We start from the raw sequence: 20,568 nt of genomic DNA on the forward strand, positions 1-20,568 counted from the left end.
ATCAGTTCGGTTCCTGTAAAAGGTCGATAAAGTCAATTGAGTTGTATTCCATTTTGTGGATCACCTTCTGTACCTGAGCCACCAGGTAATTGTACATCAGGTAGGCCAGAATCCCGACCACCAGGCCTGCGGCGGTGGTAATCATAGCCTGGTATATCCCCTCCGACAGGAGTTTCGGGCTTACAGAACCCTCCTCCTGTGCTATGGCAATAAAAGCCTTAATCATACCGGTTACCGTTCCGAGGAAGCCAATCATAGGGGCAGCTCCGGAAATAGTGGCTATAAGCGAAAGGTTTTTTTCCAGCTTATAGATCTCTATTTTACCTACATTTTCAATAGAAGCCTCAATATTTTTCAAAGGACTGCCGATGCGGCTTATACCCTTTTCAATCATTTTAGCCACCGGTGTATCGGTTTGATTACACAGGAGACGGGCCCCATTTATATCACCATTTAAAACCAGGGACTTTATCTTGTCGATAAACTGATTTGGAGTTTTAGCCGCCCGCCTTATTGTCAGAAGACGTTCGACAAAAATGTAAACTGCCACAAGCGACAGTAAAAAAATGGGTATCATAGCCCACCCTCCATTCAGCAGGAGCTCCATGACTGACACTGAAGCCTCTTCGCTTAAATCTACCGCAGAGGGATCTGTTTCCAGGGGCGTAGTAATTTGTAGTAAAACCATATTAATATTTAACAATCCAGACGTTCTCTCCAAATTTGGCTCGTAAACTATCTAATTCAGCCTGCAGGTCTACAAGGCTTTCTGCATCTTTAACGCTTAAGCGGTAGAATTTTCGTGTACCGGAAGGCTCAATTATTTTTGCATCGGTTCCTTTACTGGCTAATTCTTCGGCATAATCCCGGGCAAGGTCTGCATCAATAAAACTTCCTGCCACAACATAATAGCGACCGGTACGGCTGGATACGCTGCTGATCGTGCCCATTTCCGGTTCTTCTTCCGCCGCAACCCATTCCTCCTCCGCAGGCACTTCTTCAGGGGCTGTTTCTTCCGCAATAACGGTAGCCTCTACTGCTTTTTTAGGAGTTTCGGCAATCAGCTCCGGCTCAGTACCGGCATCAATGAGAAAGAAATAAACAAAAATTCCGGCTAAGACTAAAATAACCCCCAGCGCAGTCCACATTGGCCAGCTGGAAGCTTTTTGCTGAGGCTGAATATCTTCATCGGCAACGTATTGGTTATGAGTAGTTTCCTCCTCGTACACGGCCCACTCCTGTTGAATAGGGGTATACTCTGCTTCAGGCAAACCGTATTCATTGTCGGCATCGTTATAAGGGGGCTTTCCAGCCTCCTCATCGTTCTTCCTGTTTTGGTCGTCTTTCTCGATCATCTTATTCTGATTAAAACCGGATAATTATGGATATGCAATAGAAAATGATGCGTAAAACTAGCTATTTTTTACCAGCCAAAAAAAGGCGTGGGTTTATCTTCCTGTAAGTTTTAAGCTTAATTTGAGGGTTTTGCTGGTGGTAAGAAATCTATTCAATCTTAATAATAAGTATATTTCCTATTTTTTCACAATAAGCTACGGAAAGATTAATTTAAAAAGCATAACTACCTCCAATAGTCACAACTATTCCTCTGGACGGATAGTGGTAGTAACGCTCAAACTGTTGCGAAAGAATATTTTCCAGCTGCAGAAAAGCGGCTGCCTGAGGTGAAAACAGGTATTCAATCCCTACCCCTAAATCAGCAATTGGCTTCAGCTCCACTTCAGTATCCAGGGTGCCAATTTCTCTGGCAGTAATACCACCCAGAACAAAAGCATTAGCAGAAAAAAGGATTTTGTCATACAGGTTATAGTTAGCCAGCCATTCCACTTTATATTCCGGTTTGTGCCAGGCAGCGGCTACATCATCAGTATTATAGGCAAAATAGTCCGCACGAAGGGAGGTAAGAAATCGGTCAGTTACCGTATAGCTTAATTCACCATAGCCATTTACAATCGCAGTATTCCCATTATCATATATTACCTCAAATCGGCTACTATCTTCCAGGCTATTTACGAAGAAGAACATATTCTTGTAGTTTGCCACAGAAAAACCGGCTCCAAAACCAAATCCACCGCCTATTCGGCCTTTTACATTGCCATAGAAATCGATGGTCTTGTTGCTGTGAAGCAATGGTAGATACTCTCCTACAAAAGGATTTTCGTTTACTAATGACTGGTAAGTAAATGGAAGAATGTTTCCCTCAACACCAATCCATGCTTCTACACTTTCTGAAGGTGTAATGCGTACCTCTGCCCTTGGGTAAAAATGGAGCTGATCAGCATTTCCTGCCGTATCATTTTCATAAGCAATATTAAAACCTGCGAGTATTTCTACGGGAGCATAATCGAAACGAAAGGCCGGAGAAACCCGGAAAACATTCCGGCTGAGGCTTGTGCTATCTTTATAATTAGATACCAAGAGATCTGAATCGAGACGAACACCCAGCACATCGCTTAACTCGTAGCGGAGGGTACCTTCAGCCATTCCTAAATTTTCCCTGGCATCTAAAAAGCTGCTGGTCCTGTAAAATGCCACACCTGCACCCAATCCTAATCGGTCATTTTCTGCATTCTTTATGGCCAGCCGGGCACCCATCTGGTTAAAGACCTGCTTTAGTCCTGATTTTTCAGGGTCCAGAGCTTCTTCATCATAACCGTAAAAATTAAAGCGGCTTCGCTGGTAGTATGCCTCACTGTCGAGAGTTAGGTTACGGCCAAAAAATTTGGCGTGTCCTTTAATCTTATTTTTGCTGTAGCCGCTGTTGCCTTTATCTACCGGGCCTCTGGCGGCCCCTCTGTGCTTAAGCTCAAGCCCGTAAAGGGAGCTCGGATTTTTTTCACTATTGATCCAGGCATCCAGGTAGGTGGAGAAGTAGTTACCAACGCCCGCCTTAATGTAGTGATTGTAATATGGTACAGGCGGATCGGCCTTTATCGTCAACACCCTAACCGTCGGATCAACCGGTTTCAGCTGAAGAGAAAATTCAGGGAACTGATACCGGATATTCTCTTTACGCTCACTCAGCTTTTGAGGGGGAACCTTTTGGTATGAGCGGACTGCAGGAGGTAGCTCATTTTCTCTCTCCTTCACAATAACCACTTCTTCGCTTCCAATTTCGGCTTCGGTTTGCCATGGCTGTTGCTGGGCAAAAACAGGGCCTGCCGCTAAGCTTAAAATAAAAGTAAGATTCCTGAATTTTCTCATGAAATAATCTTATGCATCTACTACAATTCCTGCCTCTTTATTTTCTGGCAGTGGTGTCGGTAATAACAGGGGTTTGGGCAGCCTCTTGTTTTTCGATGGCGGCAAGTTTGGCTTTTGCCTCCTCAACAATACGGGCATCTTTGGAATTAGCGATAATAGACTTGAGAGTCTCTTTCGCCTGGAAGAGTTCGCCCATCTGGCGGTAGTTTTCAGCAATGAGAATAAAAGATTTGCCTAACCAGTAGCGGTACATAGAGTAGTTGCTGTTAAAGGCAAAAAGGGTTTCTACAGACTGCTGGTATTTTTTCTGATTGTGCTGAATAAGAGCAATCATATACTGAGCTTCTGCCCCGTTCTCATCTTTTGCGGCATTGGTTGTTTGAAGAAAAGCCTCCATCGCCTCCTCATAATTACCTTTTGCAAAATTAATCTTTCCTTTATAAAGAAGTGCTTTGTTCTCCACATTGGCTCCGGAGCCTCCCATTTCTAATAAACGGTTGGCATAATAACTGGCGGAATCATACTTGTTTTGAAGGTAGAACGATTCCATTAAACCAACAAAAGCATCAGTTTGCTGACGCTTGTTGGTAGAGCCTGAAGCTAACTTTCTGTAATAATCGACTGCCTGCTGGTAGTTCTCGTTTTTGTAAGCAATTTCCGCTACCCGGTTTAAGGCTCTTTGCCTTAAAGGGCCTTTTTCATTATCGGCCAGGGCAACATAATAAGAGAGGGCTTCCTGGTCCCGGTTTAAGCGGTAAAGAGATTCAGCCAGGTAAAAACGGGCTTCACCAGCATTGCTGCCATTGGGATAGTTGCGAAGGTAGGCCTGCAGGTTTTCAATTGCTTTCTCATATCGTTGAGAGAAGTAAACTGCTTTGATTGTTTCAAACTCCACATTTTCAAGCGACTTGTCAGATGGGTTCGCATTTTTGTAGAGGACCAGGTATTTGTCGAATTCATCTGTTCTTCCTAAAAGCGCCAGGGTTTCCTGCAAGCCAATCAGGGCACTGTTAGCTGTTTGGTGTGAAGGGTATTCCTTCAAAAGCTGTTGGTAATTCTGGGCAGCTCTTTCGTATTCTTTCTGGTTGAAGTAAGCTACTGCAATACTTCTTAAGGCATAAGGAATGAACGGGCTGTTCGGCTGGCTTTGCTGAAGCTTCTTAAAGCCACTGATGGCTTCCTGGTAATTCCCCATTTCAAGCTGAAGCTGTGCTTTGTTGTACAGCGCATCGTCGTAATAAGGAGAGCGACCGAATTTTTCCAGTACAGTGTTCCATGCATTTAAGGCTTCCTGTTCCCGGTCATTAATGCTATTTACTAAGCCCAGCTGGAAGTAAGCATAATCCTGCTCAGGGTTACCTTCCCGTATCGCTTTTCTATACGTATCAATGGCATTGCCATAAATTTTATTGGCATAATAGCTATCTGCCAGCCTGAGAAGGGCGTCATTATAAAACTGCGCTTTTTCACCACCACGATCTACATACTCTTTAAAGTGGGTAAGTGCGCGGTCGTACTGTTCAGTATTATAATAAGCATAGCCGATGCCATAGCGGCTGGCCAGGTGAAGCGGGTTATTCGGGCGGGTGTTCCGGAAAACAGCGGCATATGAATTAATGGCCTCATTCCACTTTTTACCGATAGAATAAGCTTCTCCACTCCAGTAATTTGCTTTTGCCACCAGTTCTTCATTTTGTGGGTACCGGAGCGACTTTTCAAACATCTGAACTGCCTGATAGAATTTGGCATCATTGAATAACTCTGTTCCTTTCAGGTAACTTACTTCCTGGTAAGTTTCCCTGATTTCCGGGCTTTTATTGTCCAGTTGCTCCATATAGGCCAGGGCCTGGCCGTAGTCGTTAGAGTTTAGGAGCGATTTACTGAGTAGCTCCTTTGCTTCTTTTAAATAGGGCGAGCGGGCATATTCCTGGGTAAAGCTTTTTAACTGCTCTGCTGCCTCCTGATAGTTTCCAAGCTCGTAGTTAATTTTGGCCAGTGCAAATTTGCTTTCCTCTGCGATTTCTTTATTAAAATTCATAGAGGCGGCCTTTTTAAAGGCTGTTTGGGCAAAAGGCTTATTTCCTTCCTGAACATAGAGGGTTCCAAGGTAGTAGGCAGCATACTGTCCCAGAGAATCAGGATTGTCAGCAACTAATTTAAAATTCTTTAAGGCTTCCTCCTCCTGTTCACTTTTATATTGAGCATAAGCCATACGATAGCGCAGCCCTTCCTCCAGCTTCTTTCCTTGGGCATAATCTTCGAAGCGGGTTGCTGCTTTTTCATACTGGCCCTTCTGGTAATACGCTTCTGCCACTAACTGCTCCAGTTCATCTTTCTGGCCCCTTCTTCCTTTGCCTGCCTCTTCTGCATAAGCAATCAATTTATCATACTGGCCCTGGCGGTAATAAATAGTGGCTATAAGAGAAGGTACCACCTGCTCGTAAGCTTCATTTTTTGCTGCCCGCTGAAGGTCATAGATAGCCTGGTCATATTCACCACGGTTAAAGTAAATGTAACCTGCATAATAGCTGGCAGCATAGGTATAGCGGTTATCTGTCCTTTTCAGCTGGTTAAAACGTTCAAGGGCTTTATCGAACTCTCTGTTGCTGAAGTAGGTGTAGGCCAGATTAAAATTCACTTCTTCGCGTTGGGGCTGCGTTAATTGCGAAACATTTACTTTTTCAAAGTAATTTGCTGCTTTGCTGTATTTTTTATCATTATAATAAAACCTGCCTAATTCATAATAAGCCAGGATGGCTTTAGGGTGATTTTCATGATAGCGGATAAAGTTCTCCGTCAGGCTTTCAGCATCATCATTATATAAGTGCAGGGCACAAAGGGCGACATAGTATTTTGCTTCGGCCTGCTGCAGGTCCTCTCGACCGGTTTTTTCCAGGTACTCCTCAAAAGTATGTCTTGCTGCTCCCCACTGTTCCTTATGGAGCAGGGCTAACCCCTTCTCATAGAGCTTTTCTTCCTCCTGCCGAATAGCAGGATCCTGCCCGTAAAGAGCAGTGGAGAGCCACAAAAGAAGGAAACATGTTAGCAGGTGACGACTCATATTTTTTTGTACTATTTAGTGCTCCTATTCTATTAAACGACCTGCCTTGCCAGACAGGTATTCAAGCATGCAAATTTTACATTTTATTTAACTTAAGCAAGTATTTCAGCGCAATTATTCCCAAAATCTTACCTGCCTTTTCTTAAAGCTTTTATCAAAGGATATTTCCGTAAAAACATGAATTCCAGGAATTTAATACATTGTGCCTAAAGAATGTGTTGAAGATCTAAGCTTCAGGTTTGCCACTTCCAAAGTTCTAATAATTTTATTTTAATGGTAGGCAGGCTCACCGGTAAAAGAAAGGTAAGTCGCTCATTTATTTTTCATTATCCTGGTTTTGGTCCTGAATTAAAAAGTCAAAACTCAGCTGATAAATCCGAAAAGTACCAGCCACAGGCAATAAAAGGTACTTATTTAAACACTTACCATATATTACACGAACAAGAATGCCTCCCAGCTGTTAAAAGATTAAGAAAAATATAGCTGACATTATTTTCTTTTCATTCATTAAATCTTTAAAATTCGCCCGGAAATAAAGGTACTTTTGTATGCCCGGAAATAAGTGGGTGAAATACATGTTTCGTGCCTTTATAGAGGAAAAAAAGAAGTCGCTTTGAAAAGGAAGGCGGCTCCATATTTTCAAGCTAGCTTCGTGTACTTTTATTATGGGGAAATTTATCTACAACTCCAGTTTACCATTCGTCAAAAACAATTATAACGGGAACCGAATTGAAAAGGATCGCTTCACTAATTTTCCTTTTCCCGACCCCGATCCTTCCTTTAAAAAAGTATTGAAGTGGAAGTTGAGCAGCAATCCCCAGGCGGCCCAGAAGAAATCTGATCCTTTTAAACTGGATGTTGAGTTTATGCCTTCCCTGCCGGAAGAAAAGGGAAACTATCTTATTTGGCTTGGGCATGCTTCCTTCTTTATTCAGTACAATGGGATTCGGATTATAACAGATCCTGTTTTCGGAAACCTGCCGCTCATCCAGCGCAAAGCTCCACTTCCGCTGCCAATTGAGGAACTAAAAGGCCTGGACTATATTCTTATCTCCCACAGCCACCGCGACCACTTCGATAAAAGCTCTATTCAGCAGCTTCTGAAGCAAAACACCAAAGCAGTGGTTTTGGGCCCACTCAGAATGGAAAACCTGTTGAGGAAAACAGATGGAGATATTCATTTTCAGCAGGCTGGCTGGTATCAGAAATTTGATACAAAAAAAAATATTTCCATTGCTTTCCTGCCGGCAATCCACTGGCACCGTCGTGGTTTGTTTGATTATAATGCTGTTTTATGGGGTAGCTTTTTAATTTCTGGCGGTACGGAAAAAATTTATTTTGGAGGGGATTCTGCCTTTGGGCGCCACTATCAGGAAATTTATGACACTGTTGGTGCCCAGGATATTTCTTTAATGCCTGTTGGTGCCTATAAACCTTCTTTTTTGATGAAGGGCTCCCATATGTCGCCCGATGAGGCCGTAAAAGCAGCGGATATACTGCGGACAAAGACTCTCATTCCCATGCATTATGGTACCTTTGACGTTTCCGATGAACCATTAGGAGAGCCGGTAGAGAGATTACTACAGTTAGATGAAATGGAAAAGATAAATGCGAAACTGGAGATTATTAAGCCCGGTGCTATTTTCAAATTCAGCTAAAACCATTTTTTAACTTTTCTCTTAGAAGTTAAGGACACTTTCCTTCCTTTTACTTAAACCTTCCCTTCTTTTCGAATGATGACTTCTGCAGCAAAGGCTCCCGAACGCATCGCCCCGTTTATGGAGCCGTTGAGCAGGTGGTCACCACAAACATAAAGACCTGGAGATAAACAAATGCTGCTATCAGCTAATTGTTGTTGCACATGGCGCTGGTCGGGTAAAGCATAGCGTATTTTGATGTTTTTAATGTGATGCCAGTCCTGCACCTGCTGACCGAAATAAGGCTTTAATTCCTGCTTTATGTGTTTTATCGCTTCCTGATTATTTTGCTCCACTATCCCGATTACTGAAACGGAAATCAGGCTCTTCGAGCCTGGGGCATAGGCACGGCTTAATTCTGAAGGGACACATAAGTGATTGACAAAACGATTTGGTTTGGTGTTCAGCACCAAAAAGGGGCCCTTAACCGGCGTTTTATCGGCCGAAAAATAGAAGGTCGTAATGCTGCTGCAGTTTGTTTTTACCTCAGGCAAATAGTCATTGGTAAGGCCACAGGCTTCTGTTGCCAGTAAAATAGCAGGAGCACTCCACTCCTGGCCGCTGGTAAGCCTAACGGTACCTTCTTTCACCTCCTTCACTTTGCTTTTATAATGGATAACTCCCTCCCCTAATTGTTTGGAGAGCTGCCGCGGTATTTCCTCCATTCCCATTTCCGGAAGTGCGGCATAGCCTTCGATAAACATCTTCAGGGTAAAATCAAACATTCGGCGGGAAGTTTGCAGTTCAGTCTCCAGGAAAATACCTGCCATAAAAGGTTGTAAAAAATTGTCAATCAGCTTTCGACTAAAGCCATACTCCTCTCTGAGCACCTCCATGGTTGGCTTTTCCTCCTGTTTAAAAATATCAACAATTGGCTTAGACTGTAGTCTCTGGGAAAGCCACAGAAGCTTCATTTTATCTGAAAAAGTACCTGCTGGGGAAAGGAGAGTGGAAATAAAAAGGGAAGGAACCCGCCGGGGATCGGCTACCTTATGCTTTGTGCCTTCCTTAAGCAATATGGCGCCGGGAATAAACTGGCGGAGCCGGAGTTTCCGGTAGTCGAGGTACTTTTGTGTTTCCGGGTAAGCGGTTAGCATCACCTGAAAACCTTTATCAAGCAGGAATCCATCCACTTTTTCAGTACTCACCCTTCCTCCGGGCTTATCCTCCGCCTCCAGCACTACCACTTTTTTACCCGCTTTCTGCAGCTCTAAGGCGGCAGTAAGACCGGATAATCCGGCTCCCACAATAATTACATCTGTTAGCATGTGCTTTTGGTTTCCCTGTGGAAAATGGCCTTTACTTCAACTTTATTTCATGGTCGGAAAGGCTGATTTTTTGCTCTTTATAAAGCATTCCTATGGCTCTTTTAAAACTCTTTTTGCTCATGTTCAGGAGATGACTAATCTCTTCAGGCTGGCTTTTATCCCCCAGCGGAAGGCTCCCTCCCTGCTGTTCCAGCTTTTCAAGCACCTTTTCACGGTCCCCTTTCATTCCTTCTTTCCCGAAAGGTTTAAGGCTCAGGTCCAGCTTCCCATCTTCCCTCAATTTGCTCACGTAAGCCGTTTTTCGATCCCCTGTTTGAAGAGGCCCGAATACTTCGTTCCTGTAAATAAGGCCGTTATATTGCTGGTTAACTAAAACCTGGAAACCAAGGGGCGTAGTATGATAAACCCATGCTTCTACCTCCTCTCCAGGTTGAAGGGTATGTTCTTTCTCTTTTAAAAAAGACCCAATTTTACTTACTGCAATTACCCTGTTGGTTTTATAGTCGAGGCAAATCCTTACGACCACTTTATCTCCAACTGCTGGTTTTTGTATTTGTTCGGCCTTTGGTAGTAGAAGATCCTTTTCCAGACCCCAGTCCAAAAAAGCACCAAAAGGAGCAACCGCTTTCACTTCCAGTATGGCAAACTCTCCTACGGTAGCAGCTGGTTTCATGGTGGTAGCAATAGGCCGATCTTCCGAGTCTGTATACACAAAAACTCTTAATTCCTGCCCCACTTCTGTTCCTGCCGGTTTCCATTTTCCCGGAAGGAGCAACTCTTCTTCCCCATCGCCAAGGTACACACCAAAATCTACTTCTCTGTTTACCTTTAGGGTGTTGTATTCTCCTATATTAATCATGGGTTCTTAATTATCATTTATCCGCTAAACTGCAAAGATGGAGATAAAGCCGGCAAATTTTAGCAGCCTGCCAGATATTTAATATCTTTAGGCCGAAAATTAAACTAAATACTTTTTAAACATGAAAAATGTTGCAGTAATAGGCTCGGGTACCATGGGAAACGGTATTGCCCACGTCTTTGCCCAAAAAGGCCATCAGGTGGCCCTTATCGATATTAATGAAGAGGCACTCCAGCGGGCCCTAAAAACCATTGAAAAAAACCTCGACCGCCAGTTAACAAAAGGGCTGATTGATGAAGCTACCAAACAGCAAAGCCTGCAAAACATTACCACTTATACCAGAATGGAGCAGGGGGTAAAAGAAGCTGAGCTGGTAGTGGAAGCGGCTACTGAAAATGTAGACCTTAAACTGAAAATTTTTCAACAGCTTGATGAGCTTTGCCCTGAAAATACACTGCTGGCCTCTAATACTTCCTCTATCTCCATCACTAAAATTGCTGCCGTTACCAAACGACCCGAAAAAGTAATTGGCATGCACTTTATGAATCCCGTTCCTGTAATGAAGCTGGTAGAGGTAATTCGGGGTTATGCGACTACCGATGAGGTGACCAACCAGATTATGGAACTTTCCAGGGCATTAGGAAAAGTACCGGTAGAAGTTAATGATTATCCGGGCTTTGTGGCAAACCGTATTCTGATGCCCATGATCAATGAAGCCATCTACAGCCTGTTTGAGGGGGTAGCCGGCGTAGAAGAAATTGATACCGTAATGAAGTTAGGAATGGCACACCCCATGGGGCCTTTACAGCTGGCCGATTTTATAGGGCTGGATGTTTGCCTTTCTATTCTTCGTGTACTGCACGAAGGATTTGGCAATCAAAAGTATGCTCCCTGCCCACTGCTGGTTAATATGGTTACAGCTGGTCACCTGGGCGCCAAATCAGGAAGAGGCTTTTACGAATACAGCCACGGCAGTAAAGAATTAGTGGTAGCGGAGACATTCAGAAAGTAAAATTCTTATTTGAAAGCATACGCTACAGGTGCTTAACATTATCCATAATTTTTCAGACTAAACTCCTGCCCGTCTGCGCGCAGGAGTTTTCTTTTATCTTCGCCTTTTATATTTCTGCAAGGCTACGACCGATATGACTGCCCGCCAGCCAGCCGCTGGTCCAGGCATGCTGGAAATTGAATCCACCTGTAATACCATCTACATCCAGCACCTCCCCTGCAAAAAATAATCCCGGTGACAGGCGGCTTTCCATTTGCGGAAGATGGAGCTCCGAAAGCGGAATACCTCCGCAGGTAACAAACTCTTCTTTAAAAGTTGTTTTCCCTTTTATCTCCTGCCGATCTCTGAAAAGGCATTCCAGTAATTTATTAAAACTTTTTCTGGAAACTTCCGCCCACACCTTTTCGGGATAAATTTCGGCCTGCTCACATGCGTAAGCCCACAGGCGCTGCGGTAGCTCAAACAGCGGATGTCCCTGGACGAGCCGTTTAGGGTGTGCCTGCTGATAAGCCTTGAGCTGTGCCCTCAGCTCTTCTTCGGAGGTGACAGCTACCCAGCGGATATGAATTACAAAAGTATAATCCTGCTCATGCACCCAGCGGGCCCCAAAAGCGGAGAGCTTTAATACAGCCGGCCCACTAAAGCCCCAGTGCGTAATAAGCACCGGCCCCTCATACTGAAGCTTGGTTCCCTCAATGCGAACCAGTCCCTTTGGAACGCTTATCCCCGGCAGTTTCCGTAATGGATTTGCAGGACTGTTAAAGGTGAAAAGCGAAGGGATGGGCGATGAAAGGCTGTGACCGGTTTCCCGTAGCCAATTGTATGCCTCCTCTTTAGGGTGCCCACCTGTTGCCACCAGCACCTTTTTCGCTCTTAGCACATTATCTTTAGAAGAGTAAAGTAAAAACGCCCCTTCCTCTGCCTTTACCTTATTGACTGGAAAGTGTAAGTGCACCTGAATGCGGAGGCGTTTTGCTTCCTGCAGGAAGCAGTCAATAATCGTTTGGGAATTATCGGTTAGCGGGAACATTCGACCATCCTTCTCTACCTTTAGTTCTACTCCCCTTCTGGCAAACCACTCTACCGTATCCTCCACTTTAAAGGCGCCAAACATCTTCTTCAGGGCATTCCCTCCGCGTGGATATTGCTGGATTAGCTGTGAAACATGGGAACAGTCATGAGTGACATTGCAGCGACCGCCTCCGCTTATTTTTACCTTACTCAACAGCTTTCCGCTCTTTTCGAGGATGTGGATTTTTGCTGACGGATTGATTTCTGCAGCACGAATAGCAGCAAAAAAACCTGCAGCCCCTCCTCCGATTACAGCCAGATCAACGCTTTCCAATTTAATTACTGTTAGGTGAAAATCCTTGACTGTAGCAAAAGTACAGCCTTTCTGTTCCACAATCGCTTTTTTGTTGAAAGAATTGCCTTAACATACATAATACGCACAATACCTTAAACATTAATAATATTATGTTTTTCATATTACCAAAGTTACCTGCTTCTCTTTCAAGAGAGAAAAGAAGCCAGACTTTTTAAAACCGTACATCATGTAAGATGGCTGAACGAAATTTTATTCCTCGAAGCGGTTAAAGAAGATTTCCAGTTCCTCTTACTTACCTTCAAGTCCAGTGGAAGAACCTGCTTCAGGAGCACCGGCAAATATTTGGCTGAATTTTTCCTGTTGCAGCAGCTCTAGGCTGTTTGTTTTTATTTGCTTAATTTACTGAGAAAGGAAAAGATCAGCTTGAAAGCAGGCAGGGGTTATTTGGGCCTTAAAATAATCTTCGATTGGGAAAATTGTTCAGGTAAAATGAGCACATTGGACCGAGGCAATGTCGGTTTCTGGAGAACTTTGGTCTTCCCTCAGCCTTCCATCAGGAGAAAAATAAAAAGCAGAGATTGATTCTTGTTTTATTATTCCTTCCCGAGGGGGCTCTGTTCAAAAAAGGATTAAACTTTTCATATGTCGATGAAGAAAACATCTGCAGGCTTTTTCTTACTGCTCGTTTTTAGCCTGCTTGTCGTGCTGTTGCTCATTTTGTACCTTTATGATGAACAGAAGCAGAGAAAAACGGAACGGTCCGTTGATCAGCAGGAGGAAGTGAGCGACGGAAACCTGGAAGAGGGATTTATTCTGCTGGAGAAAGAGAGGAAGGAAGAAGACTTTCCCTGGCCTTCTACCTTTTCGATGGAGCTGCTTCCTGTGGTGCACAAGGCTTACAGCCTTGGCTTTTATGAAGAGCACGGACAGGCGGCGTGGGTGGCTTACCTGTTGAGCAGCCAACACCAGCGCAACTCTTTTGAACGACGGAATAATTTTCGTGAAGACCCTCTGTTGGAGGGAAAATCAGCCTCTCCTGAAGATTACACCAACAGTGGTTATGATCGCGGACATCTTGCTCCGGCAGGGGATCTGGATTATTCGAAAAACGCCCTGGCGGAAAGCTTTTATATGTCTAACATAAGCCCTCAGGAGCCTTCTTTTAACCGGGGCGGATGGAAGGAGCTGGAAGATTTGATTCGCACATGGGCAACCTTGGAAGATTCGTTGCTCATTGTTACTGGCCCTGTTCTACAGCCCGGACTGAAAAAAATCGGAAGGAATAAGGTGAGTGTTCCGGAATATTTTTATAAAATTATATTCGATACCCGACAACCAGAGGTGAAGATGATTGGTTTTTTAATGCCAAACCGGGGTATCCGGGAAAAGTTGGATACCTTTATTGTTCCTGTTGATTCCATCGAAAAACTGACAGGCCTGGATTTCTTCCCAGGCTTGTCAGGAGCTCTTGAGGATTCGCTTGAGGATAGGGTGCAAAAAGAAAAGTGGTTCTGAAAATGTCCAAAATGAAAAACTTAAGCCTGCTCTGTATTTTATTATTCTTTTTATGCCTGCAAAGCCCATTGCGGGCTCAAAAAGCAGGGATTGGGCAACAGAAAGAGGCTGCCGCGCTTCTTGCACAGGCCAAAAGAGAAATGGGACGGCAGGATTATGCAGCGGCTAATAAAAGTTTTCGGCAAATGCTGGCGCTCCATACCCCCCTTCCAACCGAAATGTGTTACTTTTTTGCCGGCACTCTTTTTAATTTGGGGCAGTATGAAAACAGCCTGCAGTTTCTGGAAAAGTACAGAAGCCTTGCCGGGCCCGGTGGTGAATTTTACCACCAAAGTGAAGAGTTGAAGAAGCAGCTGGAGGAACAGATGCATATCATCAGGGAGTGTGCTGCATGTGACAGCCAAGGCTATGTTCAGCAGTTATGTTCTTATTGCCGGGGAATGGGAAAGGTAGAGCAGAATTGCACCCGGTGCTATGGAAGAAAAAAAGCTGTATGTTCCGGCTGCAAAGGCGAAGGGGTGCGAATAGAAGAAGATCTTTTTGGCCAGAAGAAGTACCAGAGCTGTCCCGATTGTGAAGCAACCGGTATAAGGAAGTGCACCTATTGTAAAGGAGAAGGGAAAGTTACAAGCAATTGTGAATATTGCAAAGGCCTAGGGCAGCTCAGTACAGACGAACTCTGCAGCCATGAAGCCTCCCAAGGCCAGCCTTAATTTTTAGCGACAGTATTTCTGAAGAGCCTCACCGGCTCCGGCAACCTGCAGCGATTGAGCTTTCCGGAAATCTTCGCAGGCACTGCTCACCTTCTTTTGGGACACTTTTAGAGCTCCCCGGTAATAATAGGCGTCTCCATACTGCTGGTTTTCACGCAGGGCATCATTGTAATAATCCATCGCTTCCTCCACATTTCCCAGCTGATGATGCGCATTCCCCACTTTAAAAAGGGCCACTGCATTATTCTTCTCGAATTGGGCTGCCTGCTTATAATGATAGAGGGCATTTTCATAGTCCTTCTGCTTATAAAAGACATCACCCAGCCCAATTAAAACCTTTACGTTTCGGTCATCCTGTTCCAGGGCAGCTTTAAAATCCTCCATGGCCTTTTCATAATTCCCAAGCTCTTCATGAGCTCTGGCCCGATTATACAGAAGGGAAACATTGTCGGGATTCAGTCCAAGCTCTCTGGAATAAGCCTCAACTGCCTGCTGATATTCACCTGCCTGGAAAAGCTCATCACCTTTTCCTTTTTCATTTCCGGAGCAGCTGAAAAGAATTACTGCCGAAACTACTATGGCTGTATGTTTTATTAAACTCATTTTTTACTTTCTCTACACTCCAACAAGAGCACTTTTATCTTTATATTTTGCTTTAGATAAACTCAAATAAACTATTGATTATTAGCAGGTTATGAAGAGTCATTTAAATCTTTTTTTACTGGTAATGAGGAGGATTCTTCAACCTTTCATGTGAAATAATTTCACAGGCTGCTTTTCCTATTACCAGCTCTGCCTCCACTTTTACTGGTATTTTATTTAAATCATCAGAAAGCCAAATGGTAATGGAGTTTTCGCCGGCAAACAATTTGTTATCCGGCATCACAGGCACAAGCTTTATAGCATTAATAGGCCCTAGCTTTGTTTTTACCACTTCTCTTCCTGCAAATAAAATATTCAGCCTGTAAACTTCGTCCTCAAAAACACCATAAACTGAAAGGGTGTCCCCTTCTTTTTTTTCAGCATAGTCCAGTGTTCTCAGGTAGGTGTAACCTCCTACAATATCCCGTACCGGCTCCAGGGTCTGGAAGATTTTAGGTTCACGGAACTTTCCCGTTTTCTGGTTCAATACCTTTAATTCTACCATTTTGTTCCGCTGGTCGAATTTGGTTACTTCATTTTTGCGGTAACTATTTTCACTGATATTCCGGTAGCTGAGGTAAGGATAAAAACCGAGGGTATCGATATAGGACCCCCAGGTGTCGTCAACATTAGCGACCCAGTCAACTGCCCCGCTTGTTTTTCCTCTAACATCTATTTTGTAGCATGGGCGGCCATTTACTTTGTAGACGTTTGGTGCGGTTTTTATCTGCGCTTTCCCTACTGTTAAGAAGCCAAAAGTAACTTTATATTCCATGGTTTCGCCCGGCTGAACAGGGTTGAAGGAAACCGGCTGAAGATAGGTAGAATCCTGTCCATGGGCCGGAATCCTTAATACTAATATTATTAGTAAAATAAAGGAAGGGTAAAATTGCCGGGTGCTCATCGTTTTTCTTGTCTTGCGCCAATAACGAAAAATAAACTATGGAAAGTTTATCAGTGCAAGGTTTTAAGTTAAACTGCTACATTATTTTCCCTCAATGCTTCATTAAGGGAAGTTTTGAGGTCGGTGCTCGGCTTTCGCTGGCCAATTATAAGAGCACAGGGTACCTGGAACTCCCCGGCCGGAAATTTTTTGGTATAACTGCCAGGTATAACCACCGAGCGCTCCGGAACATAGCCATTGTAAGTCACCGGCTCACTTCCGGTAACGTCAATAATCTTTGAACTGGCGGTTAAGGTTACGTTGGCCCCAAGTACTGCTTCTTTACCAATCCGAACTCCCTCAACCAGAATACAACGCGAACCGATAAAGGCTCCATCTTCCACAATTACAGGCTGAGCCTGCACAGGTTCCAGTACTCCACCTATTCCTACGCCTCCGCTGAGGTGGACATTTTTACCAATTTGGGCACAGCTTCCTACCGTGGCCCAGGTATCGACCATAGTTCCTCCGTCGACATAAGCGCCAATATTGACGTAGGAAGGCATTAGCACCACTCCCTTGCTTATATAGGCTCCATAGCGCGCTACAGCCGGTGGCACAACCCGCACCCCTTTGGCAGCATAGCCTGTTTTAAGTTTCATTTTGTCATGGAACTCAAAAGGACCTACTTCTATCACATTCATCGATTGAATAGGAAAGTAGAGAATGACGGCCTTTTTTAGCCATTCATTTACCTGCCACCCCTTCTCAGAAGGCTCGGCTACTCTCCTTCTGCCAAGGTCTAAGTCATCAATAATCGATTTAATGGCAATCTGTGTATCTTTATCTCCAAGGAGCTCCCGCTTATTCCAGGCATTCTCCACAAGGTCTTTCAGTTCCATACGCTAATGGTTAATTTAAATGTATATGTTGAAAAAGCACAAAGTCGTCCTAGCTTCCCTCCTCAAGCCGGTGGATGATCCGCGGATGTTTGAGAAGATAGGTGCATCGCTGGCCGAAACAAATAAATATGCCATTAATATCATAGGCTTTTCCGCAAAAAATAAGGTAACTCACCCAAACATTACTTTCCTGCCCATATTCAATTTTAGGAGATTAAGTCTTCAGCGCCTGCTAGCTCCTGTTCTTTACTGGAAAAAATTACTTCAAGTAAAACCTGAAGTGATTATAGTTAACTCTCCTGAAATACTGTTGGTTAGCTGCTTGTTCAAAACAATATTTGGCGGATCTATAATCTATGATGTGCAGGAAAATTACATGCAAAATATTATTTGGTCAGGCAGCCTGCCTGCCCCCCTCCGACACCCGACTGCCTTTGGCGTCCGGGCGGTAGAGATTCTCTGCAAGCGAATGATTAATCATTTTATCGTTGCGGAAAAATGTTATTTGACTGAATGCTCCTTCATTAAAGGAAATGTCTCTGTCCTTGAGAATAAAGCGATTTCTCCTGCTAAAGAAAGAAATCCTCCTACCATCCAGAAACAAACCCATCCCCTGAAGCTCCTCTACAGTGGCACCATTGCAGAGTCTTACGGAATATTTGATTGTATAGACCTGGTGGAAAAGCTTAATGACCGGGGAATTGACAGCGTGCTAACGATTATCGGTTACTGCCCCAGAAAAGACACACTGAAGGAAGTATATCAAAGACTCCGGAATAAGCCTTTCGTACGGCTTATAGGAGGTGAAAGTATAGTTCCTCACGCCCAAATTCTGGACGAGCTGCAGATTACTGATTTTGCCCTGATAAGTTACCGGCTCAATCCAAGCAATGCGGGCTGCTTTCCTACCAGGATTTGGGAATGCCTGGCCTATAAAGTTCCAATGCTCATGAAAAACGAACACCCCTGGGTTCATTTACTGGATGAATTTTCCGCCGGACTCCCTCTAGACTTTGAAAACCCCTCACCAGAATGCTTCCAGTTCCCGCTTTCCTTCTACCACAGGAAACCAATCCCCCCTTCTTTCTTCTGGGAAAGTGAAAAACAAAAGCTTCTCGAGGCGCTGGAAAAAGGGATTTAGACATGCCTAAAATTATTTTAACGCTCTATGTGGATAACTTTGTAGATTTAGGCGTGTCTAAACTTTGCTTTTTTAATGATTTTAGATGTGTTTAGTTTAAAATTTAGACTTATCTAAAAATATCCCTTGATAATGTTAAGCTTTGCTGAAGAGAATTACCTGAAAACCATCTTCCAGTTATCCTCTAATGGGAAGGACACGGTATCGACGAATGAACTGGCAGAATCCATGCAAAACAAGCCTGCTTCAGCCAGCGATATGATAAAGAAGCTGGCAGCCAAAGAGCTTCTTGAGCACGTAAAATACAGGGGGGTGCATATTACGGAAACAGGCAAAAAAGAAGCCCTTAAAATTATCCGTAAACACCGGCTATGGGAGGTGTTTCTGGTGGAGAAACTGCACTTTAACTGGGATGAAGTAGATGAGGTCGCCGAACAGCTGGAGCATATTAAGTCTCCCCTACTCGTGGAAAGGCTGGATCATTTTTTAGGAAACCCGCAATACGACCCTCATGGCGATCCAATCCCGAATGCCAAAGGAGAGTATAATCTTAAACCAAAGCTTCCGCTGACGGAATTAGCCGTCGGCTCAAAAGCGACTATTGTGGCGGTAAAAGATTCGAGTCCCCTCTTCCTGCAGTATCTCGATAAAATTGGGGCGCACATCCAGTCTTCTCTTCTTCTTTTAGACAGGATTGATTATGATGGTTCGGTTCAAATCCGCATCAACGGTGGACGGGAGCTTTTTATATCGAGGGATGCTGCAGAAAATTTACTGGTAACAGAAGATGAACAGGAAGTATAAGCTGTTCTGATAAAAATAATTATGTTAATCAGAATTCCTGAAGATAAAGTGGGTTTTACCTCACTTCAAATACTAATTATTTTAGTATTCATTTTCCTCTCTTTATAAAGAAAAACCCTGGATTACATCTGTAAACACAAAAGTCTTTTACCGCAGGGTTTGGTGGATTTACCTTAAGTAAATGCTGGTGTAGATTTGATAGTCCCACAGCAGAAGCGAACAACCATCTCACCAAAAAGGCAAGGCTGTTGAATCTAAAAGTGTTGGCAGCATCACCTTCGCCGCTGGATATGTTCAGGATATTTGCGCCAATAAGTACCTCAAAAGAGGCATTTCTAATCAAACCTTTATGGCTGATCGTTGCTCCTAATTCAAAGCGGGAAGAAAAGGAAAAGCAGAGTAAAAGGTTATCATCCGGAACCGGCGAAGAAAAGCTTTCGTTGCACCCTTATATTTTTTAGGCATTTTTTCCTGGATTAATTTCAGAAGTAAAGGTTAAATTGCATCCCTGTTGAAGTCTGGCACAATTATTTCATTAGAAGAGAAAAGGTTATATTTGTTCCTATCTTACCGAAATACCATGAAATTAAAGCACCTCCCCATTCAGGTAATGCTGCTATTCACCCTTACCACTATCATTGCGGCCATCATGCCTGCAGAGGCACAAACGGCAGAAAAAACAAAGATACAATGGCTCACACTGGAAGAAGCTTATGCCAAAAACCTGGAAGAGCCGCGCAAAATCTTTGTGGATGTGTACACTGACTGGTGTGGCTGGTGTAAGAAAATGGATAGAGAAACTTTTGCCGATGCATCCGTGGCAGCTTATGTTAATGAAAATTATTATGCGGTAAAGCTTGATGCAGAAAGCGACAGGGCTTTTGAAATGGCAGGAGAAAAAATGACTGAGCAAATGGTGGCACGGCAGTTTGGGGTCAGTAGCTTCCCGACTATTGTCCTCATTCATGAAGATTTTCAAAAATACCAACCTGTACCTGGCTTTCGGCCTGCAAAAGAATTTCAGGACCTGCTGGTAAAGTTTAAAGAGATCAATATCCACCCAAAAAATTAATTCGTGAAGGGAGCTGAACATCTGCAGAATGAAGACACCATCGTAGCGCTGGCCACCCCACAAGGGGCCGGCGCTATTGCTGTTATCCGTTTATCTGGCAAGAATGCCATTGTGTTGGCGAATAGTGTATTTAAAGGGAAGGATCTGGAAAAACAGGAATCCCATACTATTCACTTCGGCACTATCCGGAATGAGGATGGAAAGGTGATGGATGAGGTGTTGGCAAGTCTCTTTATAGCGCCCCGTTCTTTTACCCGCGAAAATGTGGTGGAATTCAGCTGCCACGGCTCCCCTTTTATTGTAAAGGAGATTCTGAAACTCCTGATCCGGAAGGGAGCCCGTCCTGCACGTGCCGGGGAATTTACCCGCCGGGCTTTCCTGAACGGCCAGTTCGACCTTGCCCAGGCGGAGGCAGTCGCTGACCTCATAAATGCCGATTCGGAAGCAGCA

Annotated in this window: 18 protein-coding genes and 1 pseudogene; 9 read left to right on the top strand and 10 right to left on the bottom strand. The window is 44.0% G+C overall.

The window, feature by feature from the left end:
• Nucleotide 1 precedes the first annotated feature (1 nt).
• The 4 genes from F752_RS0111830 to F752_RS0111845 form a co-directional block, all read right to left on the bottom strand.
• Nucleotides 2-688, bottom strand: coding sequence for a MotA/TolQ/ExbB proton channel family protein (locus tag F752_RS0111830; protein WP_026135692.1), 687 nt, complete (start codon nucleotides 686-688; stop codon nucleotides 2-4).
• 1 nt (nucleotide 689) lies between these two features.
• The gene (locus F752_RS0111835) at nucleotides 690-1,355 is read right to left on the bottom strand and encodes an SPOR domain-containing protein (protein ID WP_017731959.1); all 666 of its coding nucleotides are present in this window, start codon (nucleotides 1,353-1,355) and stop codon (nucleotides 690-692) included.
• Between the two features lie 211 nt (nucleotides 1,356-1,566).
• Nucleotides 1,567-3,222, bottom strand: coding sequence for a hypothetical protein (locus F752_RS0111840; protein WP_017731960.1), 1,656 nt, complete (start codon nucleotides 3,220-3,222; stop codon nucleotides 1,567-1,569).
• 37 nt (nucleotides 3,223-3,259) lie between these two features.
• Nucleotides 3,260-6,283 (bottom strand): tetratricopeptide repeat protein, encoded by a 3,024-nt coding sequence (locus F752_RS0111845; RefSeq protein WP_040664543.1) that lies wholly within the window; start codon nucleotides 6,281-6,283, stop codon nucleotides 3,260-3,262.
• A gap of 665 nt (nucleotides 6,284-6,948) precedes the next feature.
• On the opposite strand from F752_RS0111845, the gene F752_RS23970 reads away from it, so the two are divergent.
• The gene (locus F752_RS23970) at nucleotides 6,949-7,941 is read left to right on the top strand and encodes an MBL fold metallo-hydrolase (protein WP_017731963.1); all 993 of its coding nucleotides are present in this window, start codon (nucleotides 6,949-6,951) and stop codon (nucleotides 7,939-7,941) included.
• A 53-nt stretch (nucleotides 7,942-7,994) separates the two neighbouring features.
• On the opposite strand, the gene F752_RS0111865 is transcribed toward F752_RS23970, so the two are convergent.
• Nucleotides 7,995-9,248: an NAD(P)/FAD-dependent oxidoreductase gene (locus tag F752_RS0111865; protein WP_017731964.1), complete on the bottom strand. Its 1,254-nt coding sequence runs from the start codon at nucleotides 9,246-9,248 to the stop codon at nucleotides 7,995-7,997.
• A gap of 31 nt (nucleotides 9,249-9,279) precedes the next feature.
• A complete protein-coding gene (locus F752_RS0111870; RefSeq protein WP_017731965.1) occupies nucleotides 9,280-10,107 on the bottom strand; it encodes a CvfB family protein in 828 nt (275 codons plus the stop codon).
• A gap of 121 nt (nucleotides 10,108-10,228) precedes the next feature.
• On the opposite strand from F752_RS0111870, the gene F752_RS0111875 reads away from it, so the two are divergent.
• Complete coding sequence (locus F752_RS0111875; RefSeq protein ID WP_017731966.1) at nucleotides 10,229-11,119, top strand: 3-hydroxybutyryl-CoA dehydrogenase; 891 nt, start codon at nucleotides 10,229-10,231, stop codon at nucleotides 11,117-11,119.
• A gap of 106 nt (nucleotides 11,120-11,225) precedes the next feature.
• On the opposite strand, the gene F752_RS0111880 is transcribed toward F752_RS0111875, so the two are convergent.
• Nucleotides 11,226-12,464 carry a BaiN/RdsA family NAD(P)/FAD-dependent oxidoreductase gene (locus F752_RS0111880; RefSeq protein ID WP_040664551.1) on the bottom strand — a complete coding sequence of 413 codons (1,239 nt, stop codon included), beginning with the start codon at nucleotides 12,462-12,464 and terminating at the stop codon, nucleotides 11,226-11,228.
• A gap of 630 nt (nucleotides 12,465-13,094) precedes the next feature.
• Between F752_RS0111880 and F752_RS23975 the strand changes: the two genes are divergently transcribed.
• Both F752_RS23975 and F752_RS23980 read left to right on the top strand, forming a co-directional pair.
• Nucleotides 13,095-13,961, top strand: a complete 867-nt coding sequence (locus tag F752_RS23975) for a DNA/RNA non-specific endonuclease (RefSeq protein WP_017731968.1) — start codon at nucleotides 13,095-13,097, stop codon at nucleotides 13,959-13,961.
• A gap of 11 nt (nucleotides 13,962-13,972) precedes the next feature.
• The gene (locus tag F752_RS23980) at nucleotides 13,973-14,674 is read left to right on the top strand and encodes a hypothetical protein (RefSeq protein ID WP_152425116.1); all 702 of its coding nucleotides are present in this window, start codon (nucleotides 13,973-13,975) and stop codon (nucleotides 14,672-14,674) included.
• A 3-nt stretch (nucleotides 14,675-14,677) separates the two neighbouring features.
• Here F752_RS23980 and F752_RS0111895 read toward each other — a convergent pair whose 3' ends face one another.
• The 3 genes from F752_RS0111895 to F752_RS0111905 all read right to left on the bottom strand — a co-directional run bounded on the left by F752_RS0111895 (nucleotide 14,678) and on the right by F752_RS0111905 (nucleotide 17,101).
• Nucleotides 14,678-15,277: a tetratricopeptide repeat protein gene (locus F752_RS0111895; protein WP_017731970.1), complete on the bottom strand. Its 600-nt coding sequence runs from the start codon at nucleotides 15,275-15,277 to the stop codon at nucleotides 14,678-14,680.
• 115 nt (nucleotides 15,278-15,392) lie between these two features.
• Nucleotides 15,393-16,220, bottom strand: coding sequence for a DUF3108 domain-containing protein (locus F752_RS0111900; RefSeq protein WP_017731971.1), 828 nt, complete (start codon nucleotides 16,218-16,220; stop codon nucleotides 15,393-15,395).
• A gap of 68 nt (nucleotides 16,221-16,288) precedes the next feature.
• A complete protein-coding gene (locus F752_RS0111905) occupies nucleotides 16,289-17,101 on the bottom strand; it encodes a 2,3,4,5-tetrahydropyridine-2,6-dicarboxylate N-succinyltransferase (protein ID WP_017731972.1) in 813 nt (270 codons plus the stop codon).
• Between the two features lie 25 nt (nucleotides 17,102-17,126).
• Here F752_RS0111905 and F752_RS0111910 point away from each other — a divergent pair, with 25 nt between their 5' ends.
• From F752_RS0111910 to F752_RS0111930, 5 genes and pseudogenes are all read left to right on the top strand, one after another.
• Nucleotides 17,127-18,242 carry a glycosyltransferase gene (locus F752_RS0111910; RefSeq protein ID WP_152425117.1) on the top strand — a complete coding sequence of 372 codons (1,116 nt, stop codon included), beginning with the start codon at nucleotides 17,127-17,129 and terminating at the stop codon, nucleotides 18,240-18,242.
• Nucleotides 18,243-18,374: 132 nt separating this feature from the next.
• Nucleotides 18,375-19,046, top strand: coding sequence for a metal-dependent transcriptional regulator (locus F752_RS0111915; protein WP_017731974.1), 672 nt, complete (start codon nucleotides 18,375-18,377; stop codon nucleotides 19,044-19,046).
• 248 nt (nucleotides 19,047-19,294) lie between these two features.
• Entirely contained in the window at nucleotides 19,295-19,507 is a 213-nt protein-coding gene (locus F752_RS26045; protein ID WP_152425118.1) for a hypothetical protein, read from the top strand.
• 119 nt (nucleotides 19,508-19,626) lie between these two features.
• Nucleotides 19,627-20,118 (top strand): thioredoxin family protein, encoded by a 492-nt coding sequence (locus F752_RS0111925; RefSeq protein WP_017731976.1) that lies wholly within the window; start codon nucleotides 19,627-19,629, stop codon nucleotides 20,116-20,118.
• A 3-nt stretch (nucleotides 20,119-20,121) separates the two neighbouring features.
• Nucleotides 20,122-20,568 (top strand): annotated as a pseudogene (locus F752_RS0111930) (tRNA uridine-5-carboxymethylaminomethyl(34) synthesis GTPase MnmE); the annotation flags it as partial.

It is taken from the genome of Nafulsella turpanensis ZLM-10 (assembly GCF_000346615.1).
GTDB classification, from domain to species: domain Bacteria; phylum Bacteroidota; class Bacteroidia; order Cytophagales; family Cyclobacteriaceae; genus Nafulsella; species Nafulsella turpanensis.

Excerpts from the sequence above, each read along its gene's own strand:
- F752_RS0111830 (WP_026135692.1), bottom strand. The coding sequence starts at position 688 with ATGGTTTTACTACAAATTACTACGCCCCTGGAAACAGATCCCTCTGCG.
- F752_RS0111835 (WP_017731959.1), bottom strand. The coding sequence starts at position 1,355 with ATGATCGAGAAAGACGACCAAAACAGGAAGAACGATGAGGAGGCTGGA.
- F752_RS0111925 (WP_017731976.1), top strand. The coding sequence starts at position 19,627 with ATGAAATTAAAGCACCTCCCCATTCAGGTAATGCTGCTATTCACCCTT.
- F752_RS0111840 (WP_017731960.1), bottom strand. The coding sequence starts at position 3,222 with ATGAGAAAATTCAGGAATCTTACTTTTATTTTAAGCTTAGCGGCAGGC.
- F752_RS0111900 (WP_017731971.1), bottom strand. The coding sequence starts at position 16,220 with ATGAGCACCCGGCAATTTTACCCTTCCTTTATTTTACTAATAATATTA.
- F752_RS0111865 (WP_017731964.1), bottom strand. The coding sequence starts at position 9,248 with ATGCTAACAGATGTAATTATTGTGGGAGCCGGATTATCCGGTCTTACT.
- F752_RS0111875 (WP_017731966.1), top strand. The coding sequence starts at position 10,229 with ATGAAAAATGTTGCAGTAATAGGCTCGGGTACCATGGGAAACGGTATT.
- F752_RS0111895 (WP_017731970.1), bottom strand. The coding sequence starts at position 15,277 with ATGAGTTTAATAAAACATACAGCCATAGTAGTTTCGGCAGTAATTCTT.
- F752_RS0111905 (WP_017731972.1), bottom strand. The coding sequence starts at position 17,101 with ATGGAACTGAAAGACCTTGTGGAGAATGCCTGGAATAAGCGGGAGCTC.
- F752_RS0111870 (WP_017731965.1), bottom strand. The coding sequence starts at position 10,107 with ATGATTAATATAGGAGAATACAACACCCTAAAGGTAAACAGAGAAGTA.
- F752_RS23970 (WP_017731963.1), top strand. The coding sequence starts at position 6,949 with ATGGGGAAATTTATCTACAACTCCAGTTTACCATTCGTCAAAAACAAT.
- F752_RS23980 (WP_152425116.1), top strand. The coding sequence starts at position 13,973 with ATGAAAAACTTAAGCCTGCTCTGTATTTTATTATTCTTTTTATGCCTG.
- F752_RS0111845 (WP_040664543.1), bottom strand. The coding sequence starts at position 6,283 with ATGAGTCGTCACCTGCTAACATGTTTCCTTCTTTTGTGGCTCTCCACT.
- F752_RS0111915 (WP_017731974.1), top strand. The coding sequence starts at position 18,375 with ATGTTAAGCTTTGCTGAAGAGAATTACCTGAAAACCATCTTCCAGTTA.
- F752_RS23975 (WP_017731968.1), top strand. The coding sequence starts at position 13,095 with ATGAAGAAAACATCTGCAGGCTTTTTCTTACTGCTCGTTTTTAGCCTG.
- F752_RS0111910 (WP_152425117.1), top strand. The coding sequence starts at position 17,127 with ATGTTGAAAAAGCACAAAGTCGTCCTAGCTTCCCTCCTCAAGCCGGTG.